The sequence below is a fragment of the Anaerostipes amylophilus genome (assembly GCF_025567365.1).
Taxonomy (GTDB): Bacteria; Bacillota; Clostridia; order Lachnospirales; family Lachnospiraceae; genus Anaerostipes; species Anaerostipes amylophilus.
Genome location: NZ_JAOQJG010000002.1, coordinates 90129 through 111591 on the forward strand (window position 1 = coordinate 90129; position 21463 = coordinate 111591).

Annotated in this window: 16 protein-coding genes; 15 read left to right on the forward strand and 1 reads right to left on the reverse strand. The window is 37.6% G+C overall.

Features of this window, described 5'->3' with window-relative positions; translation table 11 throughout:
* Window positions 1-26: 26 nt before the first annotated feature.
* The 10 genes from OCV53_RS02950 to OCV53_RS02995 all read left to right on the forward strand — a co-directional run bounded on the left by OCV53_RS02950 (window position 27) and on the right by OCV53_RS02995 (window position 11475).
* Window positions 27-1004, forward strand: a complete 978-nt coding sequence (locus OCV53_RS02950) for a LacI family DNA-binding transcriptional regulator (protein ID WP_022374255.1) — start codon at window positions 27-29, stop codon at window positions 1002-1004.
* A 220-nt stretch (window positions 1005-1224) separates the two neighbouring features.
* The gene (locus OCV53_RS02955) at window positions 1225-2616 is read left to right on the forward strand and encodes a family 43 glycosylhydrolase (RefSeq protein WP_055196523.1); all 1392 of its coding nucleotides are present in this window, start codon (window positions 1225-1227) and stop codon (window positions 2614-2616) included.
* 29 nt (window positions 2617-2645) lie between these two features.
* Window positions 2646-4553 (forward strand): PTS sucrose transporter subunit IIABC, encoded by a 1908-nt coding sequence (locus OCV53_RS02960; RefSeq protein ID WP_055196524.1) that lies wholly within the window; start codon window positions 2646-2648, stop codon window positions 4551-4553.
* 1 nt (window position 4554) lies between these two features.
* Window positions 4555-5940, forward strand: coding sequence for a glycoside hydrolase family 32 protein (locus tag OCV53_RS02965; RefSeq protein WP_055196525.1), 1386 nt, complete (start codon window positions 4555-4557; stop codon window positions 5938-5940).
* 136 nt (window positions 5941-6076) lie between these two features.
* Window positions 6077-6481 (forward strand): Clp protease/crotonase-like domain-containing protein, encoded by a 405-nt coding sequence (locus OCV53_RS02970; protein WP_055196526.1) that lies wholly within the window; start codon window positions 6077-6079, stop codon window positions 6479-6481.
* Window positions 6482-6606: 125 nt separating this feature from the next.
* Complete coding sequence (gatC, locus tag OCV53_RS02975; protein ID WP_008394280.1) at window positions 6607-6900, forward strand: Asp-tRNA(Asn)/Glu-tRNA(Gln) amidotransferase subunit GatC; 294 nt, start codon at window positions 6607-6609, stop codon at window positions 6898-6900.
* A 10-nt stretch (window positions 6901-6910) separates the two neighbouring features.
* Window positions 6911-8383: an Asp-tRNA(Asn)/Glu-tRNA(Gln) amidotransferase subunit GatA gene (gene gatA, locus OCV53_RS02980; RefSeq protein ID WP_055196527.1), complete on the forward strand. Its 1473-nt coding sequence runs from the start codon at window positions 6911-6913 to the stop codon at window positions 8381-8383.
* Window positions 8383-9822, forward strand: coding sequence for an Asp-tRNA(Asn)/Glu-tRNA(Gln) amidotransferase subunit GatB (gene gatB, locus OCV53_RS02985; protein ID WP_022374434.1), 1440 nt, complete (start codon window positions 8383-8385; stop codon window positions 9820-9822). The genes gatA and gatB overlap by 1 nt, the downstream gene beginning before the upstream one ends.
* Window positions 9823-9980: 158 nt before the next feature.
* On the forward strand, window positions 9981-10778 hold the full coding sequence (locus tag OCV53_RS02990; protein WP_055196528.1) for a Cof-type HAD-IIB family hydrolase: 798 nt from the start codon (window positions 9981-9983) through the stop codon (window positions 10776-10778).
* Between the two features lies 1 nt (window position 10779).
* Window positions 10780-11475 (forward strand): HAD family hydrolase, encoded by a 696-nt coding sequence (locus OCV53_RS02995; RefSeq protein ID WP_055196529.1) that lies wholly within the window; start codon window positions 10780-10782, stop codon window positions 11473-11475.
* Between the two features lie 91 nt (window positions 11476-11566).
* Here OCV53_RS02995 and OCV53_RS03000 read toward each other — a convergent pair whose 3' ends face one another.
* A complete protein-coding gene (locus OCV53_RS03000) occupies window positions 11567-13555 on the reverse strand; it encodes a penicillin-binding Tp47 domain C-containing protein (RefSeq protein WP_055196530.1) in 1989 nt (662 codons plus the stop codon).
* A 356-nt stretch (window positions 13556-13911) separates the two neighbouring features.
* On the opposite strand from OCV53_RS03000, the gene OCV53_RS03005 reads away from it, so the two are divergent.
* The 5 genes from OCV53_RS03005 (at window position 13912) to purB (ending at window position 21305) form a co-directional block, all read left to right on the forward strand.
* On the forward strand, window positions 13912-14619 hold the full coding sequence (locus OCV53_RS03005; protein WP_022374438.1) for a response regulator transcription factor: 708 nt from the start codon (window positions 13912-13914) through the stop codon (window positions 14617-14619).
* Window positions 14591-16732, forward strand: a complete 2142-nt coding sequence (locus OCV53_RS03010; RefSeq protein ID WP_242852098.1) for a sensor histidine kinase — start codon at window positions 14591-14593, stop codon at window positions 16730-16732. The genes OCV53_RS03005 and OCV53_RS03010 overlap by 29 nt, the downstream gene beginning before the upstream one ends.
* Window positions 16733-17120: 388 nt before the next feature.
* The gene (locus tag OCV53_RS03015; RefSeq protein ID WP_055196531.1) at window positions 17121-18329 is read left to right on the forward strand and encodes a glycoside hydrolase family 3 protein; all 1209 of its coding nucleotides are present in this window, start codon (window positions 17121-17123) and stop codon (window positions 18327-18329) included.
* A gap of 101 nt (window positions 18330-18430) precedes the next feature.
* Entirely contained in the window at window positions 18431-19858 is a 1428-nt protein-coding gene (gene purF, locus OCV53_RS03020) for an amidophosphoribosyltransferase (RefSeq protein ID WP_055196532.1), read from the forward strand.
* 16 nt (window positions 19859-19874) lie between these two features.
* A complete protein-coding gene (purB, locus tag OCV53_RS03025) occupies window positions 19875-21305 on the forward strand; it encodes an adenylosuccinate lyase (RefSeq protein WP_055196718.1) in 1431 nt (476 codons plus the stop codon).
* Window positions 21306-21463: the final 158 nt, after the last annotated feature.

A 21463-nucleotide genomic window follows, 5' to 3' on the forward strand; every position in this document is an offset into this window, starting at 1 on the left:
AATAAGTTAGAAATGGAAGGTATGGAATGAAACCTGGAATAAAAGATGTGGCAAAAGTAGCGGGAGTTTCTCCTACAACAGTATCCAGGGTATTAAATAACCGAGGATACATCAGCGAAGAAACAAGAAAAAAAGTATATGATGCTATGGAAGAGATCAATTATTATCCAAATGAGATTGCCAGAGCGTTGTTAAATAACAGAACGTATTTTGTCGGGGTTATCGTTCCTACTGTAACATCACCATTTCATGGAGAAATTGTAGAACAGATAGAATATTATTTATCACAGAAAAATTACAAAATGCTTCTGTGTAACAGCAAAAATCAGATGGATACAGAGAAAGCCTATATTGATATGCTAAGACGCAATCAGGTAGATGGAATGATCGTTGGAACACATAACGCAGTCGTAGAGACATACTCCAAGTTAAAGATGCCAGTCGTAGGAATTGACCGTTATCTTGGAGAACATATTCCAGTCGTTTCATGTGATAACTATGCGGCAGGGCAGATGGCAACCAGACATTTGATCGATAAAGGTTGTCAGCATATTTTATGTATCCGAGGAAACAGTAAATTAAAGATGCCAGGTAACAATCGAAGTCAGGCCTATATTCAAGAGATGGAGAAAGCAGGGCTTCCTCAGATGATTTTAGAAGTACCATTCATCATGGAGAATGTGGAGAAGCAAAAACTTATTTATGATATGTTAAATGCACACCCTGAGATTGACGGTATTTTTGCAGGAGATGATTCGCTTGCAGTGATCGCACTTCATGTCGCAAGGCAAAAAGGAATCAATATTCCGAAAGATCTAAAGATCATCGGAGTAGATGGAACAAAGCAGATTTTAGGATTTGTTCCAGAACTGACAACGATCCAGCAGCCAGTTAAACAGATTGCAAAGGTAGCGGTGGATAAGCTGATTGATCTGATCGAAGGGAAAACAGCAGAAAGCTGCATGGATCTTCCAGTAAAATTACTGGAAGGACAGACAACATAATAGAGAATAAAAAAAGGAAGAGAAAATACTACTCTTCCTTTTTTTGATGCCTAAAAATATGTTAGAACGTACAAAATAAAATGAGTTTTGTGCAAAACTACCAAAAATTGTCCTAATATTTTATACAAAAATAAATGTGGTAACGATTGACATATGAAAACGTTTGACATATAATAAAGCCATAGAAAGCAACAAGGTAAATCAAAGAAAGGATTAAATTATGTATCAGTTATATTATCAGCCAGAAGGTATTTGGGTAGGAGATATTATGCCTTATGGAAAAGAAGGTCAGTTTTATGTATATCATCAGAGAGATACAAGAAATCCAGGACCTTTTGGAGAACCATTCGGTTGGGCATTAGCAACAACAAAAGATTTTGTAGATTACAAAGACTATGGAGAAAGCTTAAAGCGTGGAACGGATGAAGAAGCAGATCAGTTCATCTATGCAGGAAGTGTTTTTGAAACAGAGGCAGGATTTCATGCATTTTATACAGGATATAATAGAGAATTCTTAAAGGCAGGAAAGACATCACAGACATTACTTCATGCTACAAGTACAGACGGAATCACATGGGAGAAATCGAAAGAAGCATTAGAGATTCCTCCACAGGAAGGATATGATAAGAGAAACTGGAGAGATCCATTTGTCCTATGGGATGAGGAAAGAGAAGAATATCTGTTGATCCTTGGAGCAAGAAAGGGAGAAGATAAGAGAAAACAGACAGGACGTCTCGTACATTTCACATCAAAAGATTTAAAGAAATGGGAATTTAAAGGAGATTTCTGGGCACCAGGAATCTACACAATGTTTGAGATGCCAGAGATCTTTAAGATGGGAGACTGGTGGTATCTTGTATTCTCAGAATACAGTGATGGTAATAAAATCCATTACAGAAGAAGCAAGAACCTATACGGGCCTTGGGAAGCACCATTTGATGATGCATTTGACGGTAAAGCATACTATGCAGGACGTACAGCATTTGATGGAGAACGAAGAGTACTTTTTGGATGGGTGCCAACAAGAATCGATAACGATGACAAGAACGCATACTTGTGGGGAGGAACTTTCGTGCCACACGAAGTATTCCAGAAAGAAGATGGAACACTTGGGGTAAAACCGGTAGACCAGATGATGGAAGCATTCGATGGTTGGAAAGATTTATTTAATCCTTGCATGAAAACGATTGACACAAAAGAAGAAACACTTCTTTGTGAAGATACAGGAAGCATCGCAGCATTCAAAACAACTGTAAAATTTGAAGAAGGAACGAAAGAATTTTCTATCAGATTTTACAAAGATGAAGAAACAGAAGTTTCATATGAATACAGATTCTTTGTGGAAGAAAATAAAGTTGTCTTTAACAAATGTCCAAATTATCCATGGTATCAGTGCTTTAACATTGGACTTGAGCGTCCGATCAAATTGGAAGCAGACAAAGAATATGAAATCTGCCTGATCATAGACCAGGATATTTCAACATTATATATTAATGGAACGGCATTAAATGCAAGATTATGTGATCATCCAGGAAATGGATTGGCACTGACAGTGACAGATGGTACACTAGAAGCAAAAAACACAAAAATAGCAACAAAAATAAACAAATAAAAAGAGAGAAATAAAGGAGACAAGTATAGATGGATTACAAAAAAATATCACAAGATGTGGTAGATCACGTTGGTGGGATTAGTAACATCAAAGGTGCGACACATTGTGTGACAAGACTTCGACTGATTTTAAATGATGAAACAAAATATGACCGTAAAGCATTAGAGAATATCGAAGGTGTTAAAGGTGTCTTATTTAATAGTGGGCAGCTGATGATCATTTTTGGAACAGGAACAGTTAACAATGTCTATGATGCATTTATTGAATTAACAGGTGTCAAAGAAATGTCTCAGTCTGATGCCAAGGCAGAAGGAATGAGCAAGATGGGGAAATTACAGCAGGGATTCAAAGTATTCTCTGATATCTTTATTCCGATCATTCCAGCATTTGTTGCAGCAGCGATCCTGACTGGTGTCAAAGCATTATTGACAGCCAATGGATTATTTGGATTAGAAGGATCCTTAGCAGATCAGAGCAAACTTGTTGCAGATATTGCAGAATTCTTAGCAATCATGGCAACAACATTTAATTATCTGCCAATCCTTGTAATGTATAGTGCTGTCAAACGATTCGGTGGGAATCCGATCCTTGGTATCTTAGTCGGAATCGTTATGGTACATCCAGATCTTGTAAATCGTAATACGTTTGTATTAGACCCATCTGCCGCAAGCTACTGGCATTTCGGACCATTAGCAATTGCAAAAGTTGCATTCCAGGGTGGAGTATTCCCAGCAATCTTAACCGCATGGTTTATGTCTAAAGTAGAAAAGATCGCACAGAAATATGTACCAGCTGTGGTATCATTTGTATTCGTACCAACAATTACTATTTTCTTTGCAAACGTAGCATTATTTACAGTATTCGGACCAGTTGGAAATATGATCGGTAACGGATTAGCAGCAGTGATCGATGTTTTATACAACAGTTTCGGAGCATTTGGAGCATTTGTCTTTGCAGCGTTATTACAGCCATTAGTAGTTACAGGAACACATCAGGCGATTCAGGGAATTGAAGCAAATCTGATCGCTACGACAGGATTTAACTACATTCAGGGAATCTGGTCTGTATCAATCATTGCACAGGGTGGTGGAGCCATCGGAATGTACTTGTTAGCAAAGAAACATTCTAAAGACAGAGATATCGCAATGTCAAGTTTCATTCCAACATTAGTAGGAATTTCAGAACCAGCCATCTTTGCTGCAAACTTAAAATATTCCGTGATTCCATTTGTATGTTCTTGCTTAGGAGCTGGATGTGGAGGAGCATTCATGAAACTTGCAGGCGTAAGAGCCATTGGACAGGGATTAACAGGAATATTAGGACTTCTGATCGTAGTACCAAATAAATTAGTATTTTATGTCATTGGAAACCTGATCGCATTTATCGTACCAATCGTACTGATCGTTATTTATAATAAAACAAAAGGTGTTCCACATGGTGAAGAAGAGGAGGAAGCTGAATCTGCATTAACAATTGATGAGACAGCGAAAGTACCAGTCAAAGCAGTTGTTGACGGAAAAGTTATTGCGATTGAAGATGTAAAAGATGGAATCTTCTCTGAAAAAGTATTAGGAGACGGGGTGGGGATCATCCCAACAAGTGAAACAGTCTTAGCGCCGGCAGAAGGTGAAATCTGTACAGTGATGGAAGGTTCAAAACATGCCATCGGTGTTCGAACAACAAACAATAGTGTATTTCTAATCCATGTAGGAATCGAAACAGTATCCATGAATGGGGAAGGATTTGAATATCTTGTAAAGAAAGGACAACACGTGAAGGAAGGTCAGCCAATTCTCAAATTTGACAAAGCAAAGATTGAAGCAAAAGGATTAAATCCAGTTGTCGTATTTGTCAAAACGGATGAAGGTAACCAGACACCTGTGGCATTTAAGACAGGAATCAATGTCAAAGCAGGAAAAGACGTGATCGGGGAATAATATGAAATTTTTAGATGTAGAAAAATATACACCGATCCAAAAAAGCCATGAAGCATATTTAAAGGAGCTTATGGAGTATTGTAAAGATACTCCACGGCATCCATCCTATCATATACATCCCCCATGTGGACTAGTGAACGATCCAAATGGACTGGCGTATTTTGGAGGAAAATACCATGTGTTTTATCAGTGGTTTCCATTTGGACCAGAACACGGAATGAAACACTGGGCACATGTGATCTCGGAAGATCTCATAAAATGGGAACGGTCTGATCAGATGCTCATTCCAGATCAGGAATATGAGAAAAATGGATGTTATTCAGGAAATTCCATAGAAGCAGATGGTAAGCTTTATCTTTATTACACAGCAAACTATAAGACAGAACAGGGAAAGATTCCAAAACAGGCAATGGCAGTTATGAACAGTGATGGTACAATTCTTAAATCTCCAAACAATCCGATCATCGATGAACAGCCAGAAGGACTGATCGGGGAGATCAGAGACCCATTTGTCTTTGAAAAAGAAGGAGCATACTGGATGCTTTTAGGTGGTGGAAGCATCGATGGGCAGGCAAGATTGATTTTGTATAAGAGTACGGATCTTGAAAACTGGGTATATCAGGGAAATATTGAACTGACAGGAATTGACCTGGAGCTTGGTTATATGTATGAATGTCCATCTTATATTGAAATAGATGGAAAAGATGTTTTATTCTTATCATTAATGGGACGTACACCAATGGGAGAACGTTTTCACAATGAGTTTTCCAGTGTATATTTTGTCGGTGAGTTAAGTCTTGAAGATAAAACATTTCATGTGGAATCATTTGATGAGATCGACAAAGGATTTGATTTTTATGCACCACAGGCATTCTATGGAAAAGACAAACAACCAATGATGTTTGCGTGGCTTGGGTGTGGGGCACAGGAACTCCCATATGCAAAAGAAGATATGTGGATCCATAGTCTGACAATGCCAAGGTTCTTAACGATCAAAGAAGGAAAGTTATGCCAGGAAGTGCCAGAAAATATTAAGAATGAATATGCACATCTTGATATAGACAGTAAAAGAATTAAACCAGAAGAAGATACATGGTATATCAATCTGACAGATAAACAGATCTCAGAAATTCAGATCGGAGATCAAGAAGATCATCTAAGTATTAAGATTGACTGGGCAGCAGGACATATAGTTGCAGACCGAAGTACGCTTAAGCATCAGTTTAGTACAGAATACGGAATTCAAAGAGAAGTTTCAATGTCAGAAGAACTCAAAAACATTGAGATATATTATGATAATACATTTATTGAAATTTATCTAAATGATGGAAAAGATACAATGACCCTTCGTGCATTTCCAGAAAATGTGGAAATTAATTTAATTTAGAAAAGATATGGTGGAGAAATCTGCCATATTTTTTTGTTGATATATAACAGATAAAGTCGAGCAATTCTTGAAAACACTAAGATTATATGATACCATTTCCATAAGATAAAAACGAATCAGTAAGAAAGCAGGGTCTATGAAATACGAGAAATGTCCAATCTGTGAAGAAAAGTTAAGAAATGGTGTCTGCCCAATGTGTGGTTATGATTTTAATCGCTTAGGTCGGTCAAGAATATTAAAAGATGGTCATTGGGATATATTAACGATTGACAAAAAGACTTCTCAGCCAAAATATATCCATGATGAAAAACGACATCCAGATTTTAAAAATATTAAGAATACAAAGACGCAGTCAATGAAGACACAGAGGAAAACATCAACCTATAAAAATAAAAAAGAAAAGAAGAGATCAAAAAAAGGAATGTGGGCGGTGATCGTTTTCATTCTTTATCTGTTGTCATTTTTAGCAGATCTTGTACCAGAGGCATTCACTCACATAAAAGATTTTATAAATCAGATCCTGAATGGATTAAATTTTTAAAAAAAGTAAGCAAAAGTCTGTCATTTTTTGAGAAAAAACGGCAGACTTTTGTTCATTTTATATTTTAAAAACATTCAAATTATGGTAACATTAACTCTATAGGCAAATTAACAGGAGGAAATTTTATGGCAAATCATATTGATGATGCAACGATTGAATATGTCGGAATTTTAGCAAAGCTTGAATTATCTGGCGAAGAAAAAGAACAGGCCAAGAAAGATATGGAAAGCATGCTTGACTATGTAGATAAATTAAACGAATTAGACACAAGCAGTGTCGAACCAATGTCTCACGTATTCCCAGTGAAGAATGTATTCAGAGAAGACGTGGTAACAAATGGGGACGGAAGCGAAGATACATTAAAGAACGCACCAGAAGCGCAGGACAATGCCTTTGTCGTGCCAAAGACGATCATATAGGAGGCAGAAGATGAGTATTTTAGAATTAACTGCCGTAGAATTAGGCAAGAAGATTAAAGACAAAGAGATCACAGTTGTAGAAGCAACAAAGGCAGCACTTGAGCAGATCAAGGCAGTCGAAGGTGATGTACACGGATATGTTTCTTACGATGAAGAAAGTGCATTAAAGAGAGCAGAAGAAGTACAGAAAGGAATCGATGATGGAACTTATACAGGACCATTAGCTGGAGTTCCAATGGCAATTAAAGATAATATCTGTACAAAAGGATACACAACAACATGCAGTTCTAAGATATTAGAGAACTTTGTACCAACATACTCCGCACAGGCAGTCGAGAACCTGATCAAAGAAGGAGTTGTATTCTTAGGAAAGACAAACATGGACGAGTTCGCCATGGGAAGTACAACAGAGACTTCCGCATATGGTGTGACAAAGAACCCATGGGATTTAGAAAAAGTACCTGGTGGATCATCAGGTGGATCTGCAGCAGCAGTTGCAGCTAATGAATGTTTTATGGCATTAGGATCTGATACGGGTGGATCTATCAGACAGCCAGCATCTTACTGTGGTGTTACAGGAATCAAACCAACTTATGGAACAGTATCCCGTTACGGACTGATCGCGTATGGATCATCCTTAGACCAGATCGGACCATTAGCAAAAGATGTCACAGACTGTGCAACATTATTAGAAGCAATCGCATCTTATGATGAGAAAGATTCCACATCTGTCAAATTAGAATCTTATGACTTCACATCTGCATTAAAAGATGATGTCAAGGGAATGAAGATCGGTATTCCAAAAGATTACTTTGGAGAAGGTCTTGACGAAGAAGTCAAAGAAGCTGTTTTAGCAGCAGCAAAGACATTAGAAGAAAAAGGAGCCATTGTAGAAGAATTCGATCTTGGATTAGTTGAATATGCAATCCCTGCATACTATGTTATCGCAGCAGCAGAAGCAAGTTCAAACTTATCACGTTTCGATGGTGTTAAATATGGCTACAGAGCCAAAGATTACGAAGGACTTCACAACATGTATAAGAAGACACGTTCTGAAGGATTCGGAGCCGAAGTAAAACGCCGTATCATGTTAGGATCATTCGTATTAAGTTCAGGATATTATGATGCATATTACTTAAAAGCATTAAGAACAAAAGCACTGATCAAGAAAGAATTCGACAAAGCATTTGAGAAATACGATGTCATCTTAGGACCAGTTGCACCAACAACAGCTCCAAAATTAGGAGACAGCTTAAGTGATCCGATCAAGATGTATTTAGGAGATATCTACACAATCTCCGTAAACCTTGCAGGACTTCCAGGAATCTCTCTTCCATGTGGAAAGGACAAGAACGGAATGCCAATCGGACTTCAGCTGATCGGAGACTGCTTCAATGAGAAGAAAATCATTCAGGCAGCATACACATTTGAGCAGACAAGAGCATATGAAGCTCCAGCAATCGCTAAAGGAGGGGCTAAATAATGAGCAAGAATTACGAAACAGTCATCGGACTTGAAGTCCATGTAGAATTAGCAACAAAGACAAAAATCTTCTGTGGATGCAGTACAGCATTCGGAGGAGCACCAAATACACATACATGCCCTGTATGTACAGGTATGCCAGGATCTTTACCAGTATTAAATAAACAGGTTGTAGAATACGCTATGGCAGTTGGACTTGCAACAAATTGCGACATCACACAGAACTGCAAATTTGACCGTAAGAACTATTTCTACCCAGATAATCCACAGAATTATCAGATTTCTCAGTTATACTTACCAATTTGTCGAAATGGTAAAGTAGAAATCGATGTCGATGGAGAGAAGAAAGACGTAAGAATCCACGAGATCCATATGGAAGAAGATGCTGGTAAATTGGTGCATGATCCATGGACAGGAGATTCTTTAGTAGACTTTAACCGTTCTGGAGTACCACTGATCGAGATCGTATCCGAACCAGATATGCGTTCTGCAGACGAAGTTATCGCATATCTTGAGAAATTACGTCTGATCATCCAGTATTTAGGAGCATCTGACTGCAAATTACAGGAAGGTTCTATGAGAGCTGACGTCAACTTATCTGTCCGTGAAGTCGGAGCAGAAGAGTTCGGAACACGTACAGAGATGAAGAACTTAAACTCTTTCAAGGCCATCAAGAGAGCAATCGAAGGAGAAATGGAACGTCAGATCGACCTGATCGAGGCAGGAGAGAAAGTCGTACAGGAAACAAGACGTTGGGATGATACAAAGGGAGCATCTTATGCAATGCGCTCCAAAGAAGATGCACAGGATTACCGCTATTTCCCAGATCCAGACTTAGTACCGATTGAGATCAGTGATGAATGGATGGACAAAGTAAGAGAAGCACAGCCAGAGTTCAGAGACGAGAAGAAAGTCCGTTATAAAGAAGAATATGACCTTCCAGACTATGATATCGACATCATTACAGGATCAAAACATCTTGCAGATATTTTCGAAGCAACAATTGCACTTGGATCAGAGCCAAAAGAAGTATCTAACTGGTTAATGGGAGAGACCATTCGTCTGGTAAATGAATCAGAGATGGATATCGACGATGTATCATTCAAACCAGAACATCTTGCAAAACTGATCGAGATGATCAAGAAAAATGAGATCAACAGAAGCGTAGGAAAAGAAGTGTTCGAGAAAGTCTTCAAAGAAAATATCGATCCCGCAGCATACGTTGAAGAACATGGATTGAAATCCATGAATGACGAAGGAGCCTTAAAAGCAACGATCGAAGAGATTGTAGCCAACAATCCGAAATCTGTTGAAGATTACAAAGCAGGTAAGAAGAAAGCCATCGGATTCTTAGTTGGACAGACAATGAAAGCGACACAGGGAAAAGCAAACCCTGGAATCGTTAATAAGATCTTAACTGAGATTTTAGATAATATGTAATTAAGAACAATTCGTTCAAAGGATCACAACACATACAAAAATCAGAATCTGAAACATCAGGTTCTGATTTTTTTGTGTGATAAAACATTGAAATTCATCCCATGAAAACGTACAATATAATTACGTATGTAAAAATAAAAAACAGGATGGAGAGAGTTATGAACAAATACAAAGGTGTCGTATTCTTCGACTACGATGGAACAACAGTTGATGAAGTCGATAATATTGCAACAGCAACACCAAAGACAGTAGAATCCTTGAATAAATTAAAGGAAAATGGTTATCTGACAATGTTATGTTCTGGAAGAACCCACAGATTTCTAGAGATGGACGTGGATAAATTCATGGGAGCGATCACATGTAATGGATCACATACAGAAGTTGAAGGGGAAGTGATCCGTGATATCTGTATTCCAGACGAACTGTTATTTAAAGTAGTCAATGAATATTTTCCAAGAGATACGATCATTCATTTTGATACAAGGGATATCAGTTATTATCTGCATCAGGATGCAGAATTTTTTATGCATCACTGTGAACTGTTTCATCTTCCACAGCGCTGGTATGCACCATGGAAATTCCGCCAGAAAGACAATCATGTAAGTAAATTAGTTATGAATTATAAAGATCCACAAGTAAAGATAGATTTTGAAGAAGAATTTAAAGATGTCTTTACTGTTGCAAAACATGTTCGAGAGAATTTTATTGATATCACATTAAAGGGAGTTACAAAAGGTGATGCAATTGTTGAATTGATCGATAAATTAGGAATCGATAAGAAAGATACTTATGCTTTTGGAGATGCAGACAATGATGTAGAGATGATGGAAGCCGTTGGAACAGGAATTGCTATGGGACGTCACAGCGAAGCCGTTGAAAAGGTAGCATCTATGATCACAGGAACAGTGAAAGAAGAAGGAATCACAACAGCATTAAAGAAGTTAGGACTAATTTAGTATGAAGAATGTAATATTTGATGTAGATGATACATTATATGACTTGATGGAAGCCTTTGATAAAGTTCATAAAGAATTTTTTGAAGACAAGACCAAAGAAGACTGTGAAGAACTTTTCAAACGTTCCAGAATTTACAGTGATGAGGCGTTTTATATGGCAAGAGAAGGAAAAATCAGTCACGACGATGAATTTGCATACCGCATTCAGAAGACTTATAAAGACTCTGGGATTGAAGTAAGCAAAGAAGAGGCAAAGCAATTTGAAGAACGATATCGTTATCATCAAAAACATATTCATGTACCAGATGGCATCAAAGCACTGCTAAGCGAATGTAAAAAGCAGGGAAAGACGATGGGTCTGCTTACGAATGGAACAGTGCGTCATCAGGGAAAGAAATTAAAGACTCTAGGACTTTCTCAATGGTTTGATAAAGATGAGATGTTTATCTCCGATGCAATCGGATATACAAAACCAAATATCAAAGCATTTCAGATCGTACAGGATAAGATGAATCTGATTCCAGAAGAAACATGGTTTGTAGGGGACACCTTTGAGGTAGACGTTGTAGGAGCCAAGAAAGCAGGATGGCATGTAATCTGGTTTAATCATAGAAAACGTCCGATGCCAGAAGGAGATATCAGGCCTGATCTTGAAGTTAGAACAGTTGAAGAACTGATGGATGTAATTACAAAGTAGATAATGTGAAAAAGAAGGTGGAACCAAATGATAAGTTCCATCTTCTTTTATGATTTTAAGATTGAGATGTAATTGTATGAGAGATAAGAAATTATTTTTTCTTAGTTTTTAAGTTCTTTGCAGATGACCAAGAAGCACGTAAAGTTGTGTTCTTATTATCAACTTTTACAGTTCTTACGGCTCTGACTCTTACATAATACTTCTTATTCTTTTTAAGTTTTGTTAAAACTTTAGAAGAAGATTTAGAAGAAACTTTTACAGTTTTTGCACCTTTGAAGCTCTTAGATGTACCATACTGTACTTCGTAAGAAGTAGCGTTGGCAACTTTGCTCCAAGAAGCTTTTAAGGATGTCTTTTTCGCTTTGCTTAATTTAACAGTTGTCTTAGCAGGTGCTTTCGCATTGATCTTGTAAGTTAATTTCTTTGTACCTGTGTAGTTTTTACCATTAAATTTAACAGTTGCTGTATAAGTTCCAGGTTTTTTACTGTTGGAGTTAGAGTAAGATACTGTGTAATTGCTTGCTGCGATTGTTTTGTTGGCAGAATCTTTTGCTACAACAGTAGCTTTCTGGACTTTTCCGTTTTCTGTGAAAGATGTTTTGTTTAATGCGATAGATTTAATCTTGGCGATTGTTGTTGTACTCTTAACATCACCACAGTTAGAGCATTTTACTACGATAGAACCATCTTTAGATGTTGAAGCTGGTGTAGTAATTGTTTTGTAATTCTTCTTTGTGACAGCTTTCATAGCAGATGTTAAATGAGATGTGCATTCTTTTACAGTACCAGAATAAATAACTTCATCTTTTAAAGCATCAACAGCTTCACCAAGTTCTGTGTCAAGATCTGCCCAAGCCTTGTCCTGTCCATCACAGTAAGAATCTTTGTCAGCTTTCATATCATTTGCCTGATCGATCAGTTTCTGAAGATCGGATTTTTCTGTGTCTGTTGCATCTTTAGCATTTGCGATATTGTCACCTGTAGCCTGAATATTGAATGAGAAGTCCTCATATCCAAGAGCAGAAATAGTAAGTTTCCAGTAACCAGTTCCATCATAATCTTCAGGTAACTGACAACGAATAGATTCTGTTAAACCAAGCTGGATTCCCATAGATTTATGCATCCAGTTGTCAGCAGCAAATTTAGTACCATATGTTGCTAATGGTTTAGAATATGTATCATCATATCCATAGTATGTCCATGTAACAGCCTGCATATTTGAACCAAGATCTCCATAAGCATCACCATTAAGATCGACACGTAAAAACTCACCATAAGAACCTGCACCAGGTTGAACGGTAACAGTAATCTTATCAGAATCCACTTTCTTGATAGCAGTATCTTTTAAACCAGATTCAGAACCAGTTTTGCGAGCACTGAAAGAGAAAGATCCATCAGAGTTTTCTGTAGCTGTTTTTAAACCATTTGTATTTGCTGTTACATTTGCAGTTGCAGTATAAGCAGATAAATTTACTTCGGTGTAACCACCAGTTAAAGTACCACCATTTTCAACAACCTGATATTTGGCTTTTAAATCATTTAATTGAGAAGTTTTAACAGCTACAGGAACATACTTAATACCAGAAACTTCATAATGGGACATTGTATAAGTATTTCCGTTATCAGTAATCTTTCCTTTATTCCAGCTGACAGATGAACCATCTGTTAAATAGATTGTTTTACCATCATCAGACCAGTGAGAAACTTTGTACTCAGGACCAGTTTTACCATCTGCATCTGTAGTAAAGATGGTAGCCATGCACTGATAGCTTCCACGATGTAATCCATGTTTTGCTGTTGCTCGAGTAACAACATCATATCCACCTTTATCTGATTCTTTTTTAGAATCTAAAACATCTGAGCTAGAAGCATCACCAGCATTATAAACATCCTCATGTGCCCAATATTCTGCCCAAGTAAGTCCAACATAACAATATGTCCATTCTTCAGCCTGATCAGCTTCAGCAGCTTTTACAACATGAGCCACATTAAAGATGTTAGCAGTTACAGGAGTAGCTGTGAAAGCCATAGCACCAGTCATGGCAACTGCAAAAGCTTTATCAATTAATCTTTTACGCATATAGTTTTCCTCCGTTTTCTTTTAATAAAATAATAGCGCGTATAATAGTTAGAAGAATCTAACTGCTGGAAAATATGATACCATATGAATGGTTAGTGGACAATAACTACAAATGAGAATAATTATCAATATACTGCCGAGCGAAAGCGGGTCACTAGTCAGTAATATTGATAATTATTCGGGAGGTGCTATGGTACAATTTAACCTTTAGAATGGCAGATATTGGTATAACATTTACTTTGCAGGTACAATTCAATATAATAAAGAAAGTTAAGAATTTTGTAAGAATTACATTAAGGGAAATTAAAGAATTAATTGTTAAGATAAAACCATCAAAGATACGAGGAGGAAAAACTATGAACCAGCCAAAGATTCTGGTCGTCGATGACGACAAGGAGATCGTAGGGGCGATCAAGAAACGTCTGGAAATGGAAGACTATGAAATTATCACTGCATATAACGGACTGGAAGCAATGGATGTGCTGATGGAACAAGATGTCCAGCTTTTGATCATAGACGTCATGATGCCAAAGATGGACGGACTTTCAGCTACCATGAAGATCCGTGAAAGCAAGAACATTCCAATTATCATTTTGTCAGCAAAGACAGAAGAAAGCGATAAGATTCTCGGATTATCCATGGGAGCCGATGATTATGTCAGCAAACCATTCCGCCCAGATGAACTGGTGGCAAGAGTCAAATCACAACTGCGAAGATACATGCAGTTTGGTGGGATGAATGCCCCAAAAAGCAATAAGGAACAAATTATAAACGGCGGACTGATCCTTGATATGAAAGGAAAAAGAATGTTAGTTGACGGGGAAGCTGTGAAACTGACAGCAACCGAATATAAGATCGTAAGCCTTCTCATGAAGAATCTTGGCAGGGTATTTTCAGCAGATGAAATCTATGAACGTGTATGGAACGAAGAAGCCTACGCAACAGAAAATACAGTCATGGTCCATATCCGCCGTATCCGCGAGAAAATAGAAATAGATGCAAAAAATCCAAGATATTTAAAGGTGGTGTGGGGAATTGGATACAAGATCGAAAAAATGGACTAATACGATACTGGTCACATTTGTGATCATTGTTATGACCTTGTCAGGAATGTATGGGATCAGTACGATTCATAACATGGCACTGACGGGAAATAGCAGTTTTACAGTGGATGAGCTGGATCAGATTGATTATATCAAAAAGACACAGACATCATTATTTGACAAATGGGCAGAGCAACAAGGTGCAAAAACTTATTCCGGCCAGCAAAACCATGTGTCAGAGGATCTGCTTACAAAGATTAAAAATGAATCCAGAGTAAAAGTAACAATGAAAGTCAAACCATATGACAAAAAGATGACAACAACAACATCGTATTATGGGGCGAAAAATGCAGATTATACAGGGGGAAGGATTGAACATTTTCATATAGAACGATCCGAAACAGAATTAAATAAAGATGGAAGTTTTAAAGGATGGGACCCAACCGATGATTTTAATGCAAATCCAGAAGAATATTATGCGTTTGCTGGAGACAGCTACACGATGGAATTTGTATTTCCATCCAATCTTCTGATCAATAATAAAAAGAAGCAGCGTCTGGAAACAGCAGAAATTGAGATTTCGTTGACAAAGAAAGCTTTAACAGAGATTGATCAGTTTCAGAAGAAGGCAACAAAACAGCTTGCTACAGGACTGAAAGCCATCGTTATTGTATCAGTGGTTGAAGTAATCGGAACAATCTTATTGTGTATTTTATTCGCACTGCAGAAGAAACGAACCAAATTTTTTAATGCACTGGATAAAATCTGGTGGGAAATTATACTGGCAGCAGGATTGATCCTGATCGGACTTGCAATTGCATTGTGCATTGGAGACTGGCAATATACGATCGAATACGCACAGGGTACAATGATGAGTTTGAGTTCATCGATATTAGAGATGATCATGATGCTAAGTTATCTGTCCGTACCATTTTTTATCATGGCGTTCGCAGTATGCGTACAGACCACGGTATGGAGAATAAAAGAAAGAAATCTTTTGGATTCCACGTTTTGCTTAGGGTATTTTAGAAAATGGTATCGTCATGAAAAGCAAAGACGAGAATTGGAAGAAGAAGCAATGTCTTTTGCACAAAAACATGCAAGAGACAGGATCAGGCAATACCGCGTTTTGAGATATATCATGATTGGAGGCGTTGCGGTCTGCGTTATCATATTGTTCACAGGAGCTCAATTGAGCGACTTCCTGGTTGCTTTAATAGCAATTACATGTATTTCATTATTCAAATTCTTTAAGAAATATTCAAACAAATATGCAGAAGAGCAAAGAGATTTAGGAAAATTAGTCGATCAGATCGAACGTATCTCAAATGGAGAATTGACAGCAATAACAGATATAAGTGAGGACTCAGATTACTACGAATACAGCCAGAAACTGACCCATATCGGACAGGGAATGGAAAAAGCATTAGAAACGCAGATGAAAGGCGAGAGGATGAAGATCGACCTGATCACCAATGTTTCTCATGATTTAAAGACTCCTTTGACATCGATCATTGGCTACGTTGATCTCTTAAGCAGGGACGATACATTATCTGATGAAGCAAAAGATTATGTGACGATCCTTGTGAAGAAGACAGAACGTTTAAAAGACATCATCTCAGATTTGTTTGAACTTGCAAAATCAACGAGTGGAGATATCAAGGTTGATATGGAAGAAATGGATATGAAACGTCTGGTGGAACAAACATTGGGGGATATGGCTGATCAGATAGAGGAATCAGGATTTGGAATCAGATATCAGTGCAATACAGAACATACAAAATTCATGGGTGATGGAAACCGTATGTACAGAGTTGTGCAGAATGTCATTGAAAATGCATTGAAATATTCACTCAAAGGCACAAGAATCTTCATTTATATCACTGAAGAAGCAGGAAATATCGTTTTGAAAGTTACGAATACAGCATCGTATGAAATGAATTTTACCGAAGAAGAGATCATGGAACGCTTTGCGAGAGCAGAAAAATCAAGAACAAGTGAAGGCAACGGATTTGGACTGTCCATTGCAGATAGTTTTACAAAGAACTGCGGAGGTAAATTTGAGATCAAAATTGAAGGCGATCAGTTTACTGTAACCATACAATTTAAACAATATTTTAAAGAAAATAATTAGTTTTCGTATCTTTTCTGCTAAAAAAGCAACGTTCTGAAAAAAAACCACGCGAAAGGGTAGAAAAAATAAATATAAAAGTATATACTAGATATTGTGTCAACAATATGCAAACAGACCATTTTCTTGAATGGTTTTATAATCCTTTCCTCGTGAAGTTTTTATGATACATGGTAACTTTTGGATCGGTTGCGTATTTGGAGACATCTGCTTTTAAAGACCTTTCAGTTCATTCAGGAGTTGGAGGGTCTTTTTTTGTTTCATAGGAAATTTCGATGAAATCCCTATGAAATAAAAAAGCCCTCCGGGCAGGATTCTTTTTTACAGTAAAATTGCAAGATGAAAAAGCATCTGATATAATATTAAGAAAAATACATGTACGAGAAAGGGCATGAAGATGATGAAGAAACGGTGGATAAGTCTCCTGCTGATCCTTGTGCTTGTTATGGCAGCAGGATGCGGAAAGAAGAATACAACGAAGAAAGTAAAGACCGAGGATCTTGACGAGGCAACACTGCAGGGAATGGCAAAGGATATTACGAAAGATATGTCATTGAAGAACAAGATCGGACAGCTGTTTATGGTATCTATATACCAGCTAGATGAAGCAGAAAGTAAAAATCAGACAAAAATAACAGATGCTATGAAAAAGACATTAAAGAAATATCCTGCGGGTGGCATTGTGATGTTTGCAAAGAACATTGAGACTCGTGAGCAGACAAAGAAAATGATAAAGAAGTTACAGAATGCTTCTTATGTACCACTATTTATGGCAGTGGATGAAGAGTGTGGAACAGTTTCAAGAGTTGCATCTAATCCAAAGATTGGAATGACAGCATATCCATCGGCACAGGAAGTAGGCAAAACATATGATGATAAGCAGATTGCCAAGATGGGGCAGACACAAGGTAAAGAATTAAAAGAATTAGGATTCAATATGAATCTGGCACCAGTTGCAGACGTACTTACGAATAAGAATAATACAGAGATTGGCGACAGAAGTTTTGGAACAGACTCAAAGAAAGTATCATCAATTGTAGCAAGCTTAGTTAAAAACATGCAAAAGCAGCAGATTTCCGCAACGATAAAACATTTTCCAGGAAGCGGTGGATGCGGAGGAGATACTCACCGTGGAAGTACAGAGACATACCAGACGATCGAGACATTAAGAAATGCAGATTTTAAACCATTTAAGGCAGGAATCAAGGCAGATGTGGATGCGGTGATGGTATCACATTTAATGCTAAGCAATGTGACAGACGAGAAAGAACCTTCCAGTTTAAGCAGTAGGGTTGTCAGTGATATTTTAAGGGACGAACTTGAATACAAAGGAATCATTATGACCGATGCGATGAACATGAAAGCGATCACAGACAACTACAGCTCAGGAGAAGCAGCAGTCAAAGCTATTCAGGCAGGAGTCGACTTAATTGTGATGCCTGATAATTATAAGGAAGCATATCAGGCAATTGAGAAAGCAATAAAAAATGGACAGATCAAGGAATCAAGGATTGATAAATCTGTAAGAAGGATCCTTTATGCCAAGATCAAGAGAGGAGAAATACCACCAGATACTACCTTATTAAAGGATAATGAGTAGAGTAAGACTCTTGCAGATTTAAAATGAATATGTTACTATCAAAAATGTGTATTTTACAAAGGAAACTAAAGATTGTATAACAGAAAGGTCAAAAGATCACGATGAGCAGAGAGAACTTTGATAAGTTGGGAGAAGAATGTGGAGTTTTCGGTATCTATGATTTCGATGGCAACGATGTAGCGTCAACAATCTATTATGGATTGTTTGCCCTGCAGCATCGAGGTCAGGAAAGCTGTGGAATCGCAGTTTCTGATACGAATGGTCCAAAACGTAATGTCACATCTCAAAAAGGTATGGGATTATGTAATGAAGTGTTTACACCAGATTCCCTTCAGGCATTAAAGGGAGATATCGGTGTAGGACATGTAAGGTATTCAACAGCAGGAGAGAGCGTTCCAGAGAATGCCCAGCCACTGGTATTAAATTATGTAAAAGGGACATTAGGACTTGCACATAATGGTAATCTGATCAATGCGTTAGAACTTCGTGAAGAATTAGAACAGACAGGAGCTATTTTCCAGACAACGATCGATTCAGAAGTTATCGCATACCATATCGCAAGAGAACGTGTGAATACATCATCTATTGAGAAAGCAGTTGCGAAAGCAATGCAGAAGATCAAAGGAGCGTATTCCCTGATCGTTATGTCACCACGAAAACTGATTGGTGCCAGAGATCCTTATGGATTTAAACCACTTTGTATCGGTAAGAGAGATAATGCATTTGTTTTAGCATCTGAAAGCTGTGCATTAGATACGATCGGAGCAGAATTTATCCGCGATGTCAATCCAGGAGAGATCGTAACGATCACAAAAGACGGAATTCAGTCTGATTGTAGTATGTGCCTTCCACAGGAGAAGACAGCAAGATGTATCTTTGAATACATATATTTTGCAAGACCTGACAGTGAAATTGATGGTATAGGAGTTTACCACTCAAGAATTCAGGCAGGAAAATACCTTGCACAGGATTCACCAGTCGAAGCAGACTTAGTTGTAGGAGTACCAGAATCAGGAAACGCAGCAGCACTCGGTTATTCTTTAGAATCAGGAATTCCATATGGAACAGCATTTGTAAAGAATGGTTATGTTGGAAGAACCTTCATTAAGCCAGGACAAAGCAGCCGTGAATCAAGCGTACAGATTAAGTTAAATGTATTAAAAGAAGCAGTCAAGGGAAAGAGAGTCATCATGATCGATGATTCCATTGTTCGTGGAACAACAAGTGATCGTATCGTATCTATGCTTCGTGAAGCGGGAGCAACAGAAGTGCATGTAAGAATCAGTTCACCACCATTCTTATGGCCATGTTACTTTGGAACAGATATTCCAGAGAGAGAACAGCTGATCGCATACAACCGTTCCATTAACCAAATCTGCGAAGTAATAGGAGCAGATAGTTTAGGATACTTAAGAGAAGAAAGACTTTCAGAGATGGTTCAGGGATTACCGATCTGCAAAGGATGTTTTACAGGAAAGTATCCAATGGAACCACCAACAAGAGATATTCGTGGAAATTTTGAAAGATAAAGATAAGGAGATTTTTATGAACGACCGTTACCAGAGCCCATTATCAGAACGTTATGCAAGCAAAGAGATGCAGTACATCTTTTCTCCAGATAAGAAGTTTAAGACATGGAGAAAATTATGGATCGCACTTGCTGAGACTGAGAAAGAATTAGGACTAGATATTACACAGGAACAGATTGATGAGTTAAAAGCACATGCAGAAGATATCAACTACGATGTAGCTAAAGAACGTGAAAAATTAGTCCGCCATGACGTAATGTCCCACGTATATGCATACGGAGTACAATGTCCAAAAGCAAAAGGAATCATCCATTTAGGAGCAACTTCCTGCTATGTTGGAGATAACACAGATATCATCATCATGACAGAAGCATTAAAACTTGTCAGAGTAAAATTATTAAATGTAATCAACGAATTATCCAAATTCGCAATGAAATATAAAGATCTTCCAACACTTGGATTTACACATTTCCAGCCAGCACAGCCTACAACAGTAGGTAAGAGAGCAACACTGTGGCTGATGGATCTTGTATATGATTTAGAAGATCTTGACCATGTAATTGCGAATATGAGACTGTTAGGTTCTAAAGGAACAACAGGAACACAGGCAAGTTTCTTAGAATTATTTGAAGGAGATCATGAAACGATCAAGAAGATCGATGGAATGATCGCTAAGAAGATGGGATTTGACAAATGCCAGCCAGTATCAGGACAAACATATTCAAGAAAAGTTGATTCCCGTGTGCTTAATGTATTAAGTCAGATCGCTCAGTCTGCTCATAAATTCTCAAATGATATCCGTCTGCTTCAGCATTTAAAAGAAGTAGAAGAACCATTTGAGAAGAACCAGATCGGATCATCTGCAATGGCATATAAGAGAAATCCAATGAGAAGTGAAAGAATCGCTTCTTTAGCAAACTATGTGATTTCTGATGCAATGAATCCAGCATTAGTTGCATCTACACAGTGGTTTGAAAGAACTTTAGATGACTCTGCCAACAAACGTTTATCCGTACCTGAAGGATTTTTAGCAATCGATGGAATCTTAGATCTTTACTTAAACGTTGTAGATGGATTAGTTGTATATCCAAAAGTTATCGAAAGCCGTTTAAGAAGCGAACTTCCATTCATGGCAACAGAGAATATCATGATGGATGCTGTAAAAGCTGGTGGAGACCGTCAGGAACTTCACGAGAAGATCCGTGTACATTCTATGGCAGCAGGAAAAGTTGTCAAAGAAGAAGGAAAACCAAATGATCTGTTAGAAAGAATCGCAGCAGATCCAGCATTTGGAATGAATATGGAACAGTTACAGTCAATCATGAAACCAGAGAACTTCGTAGGACGTGCACCACAGCAGACAGAAGAGTTTGTGAATGAAGTGATCAATCCAATTCTGGAAGAGAATAAAGAAGTACTCGGATTAACAGCTGAGATCAACGTATAAAAAGATAGAATCTTGATAAAAAGATAAAATTTTAACATAAAAAGAGATGGAAAGATCAAAACAATATAGATTTTTCCATCTCTTTTTGCTGTATTTTAAGAAAAAATTACCAAAAAGCAGGAAATGAGCAGGAGTAGATATAGGAAATTAAGAAAAGG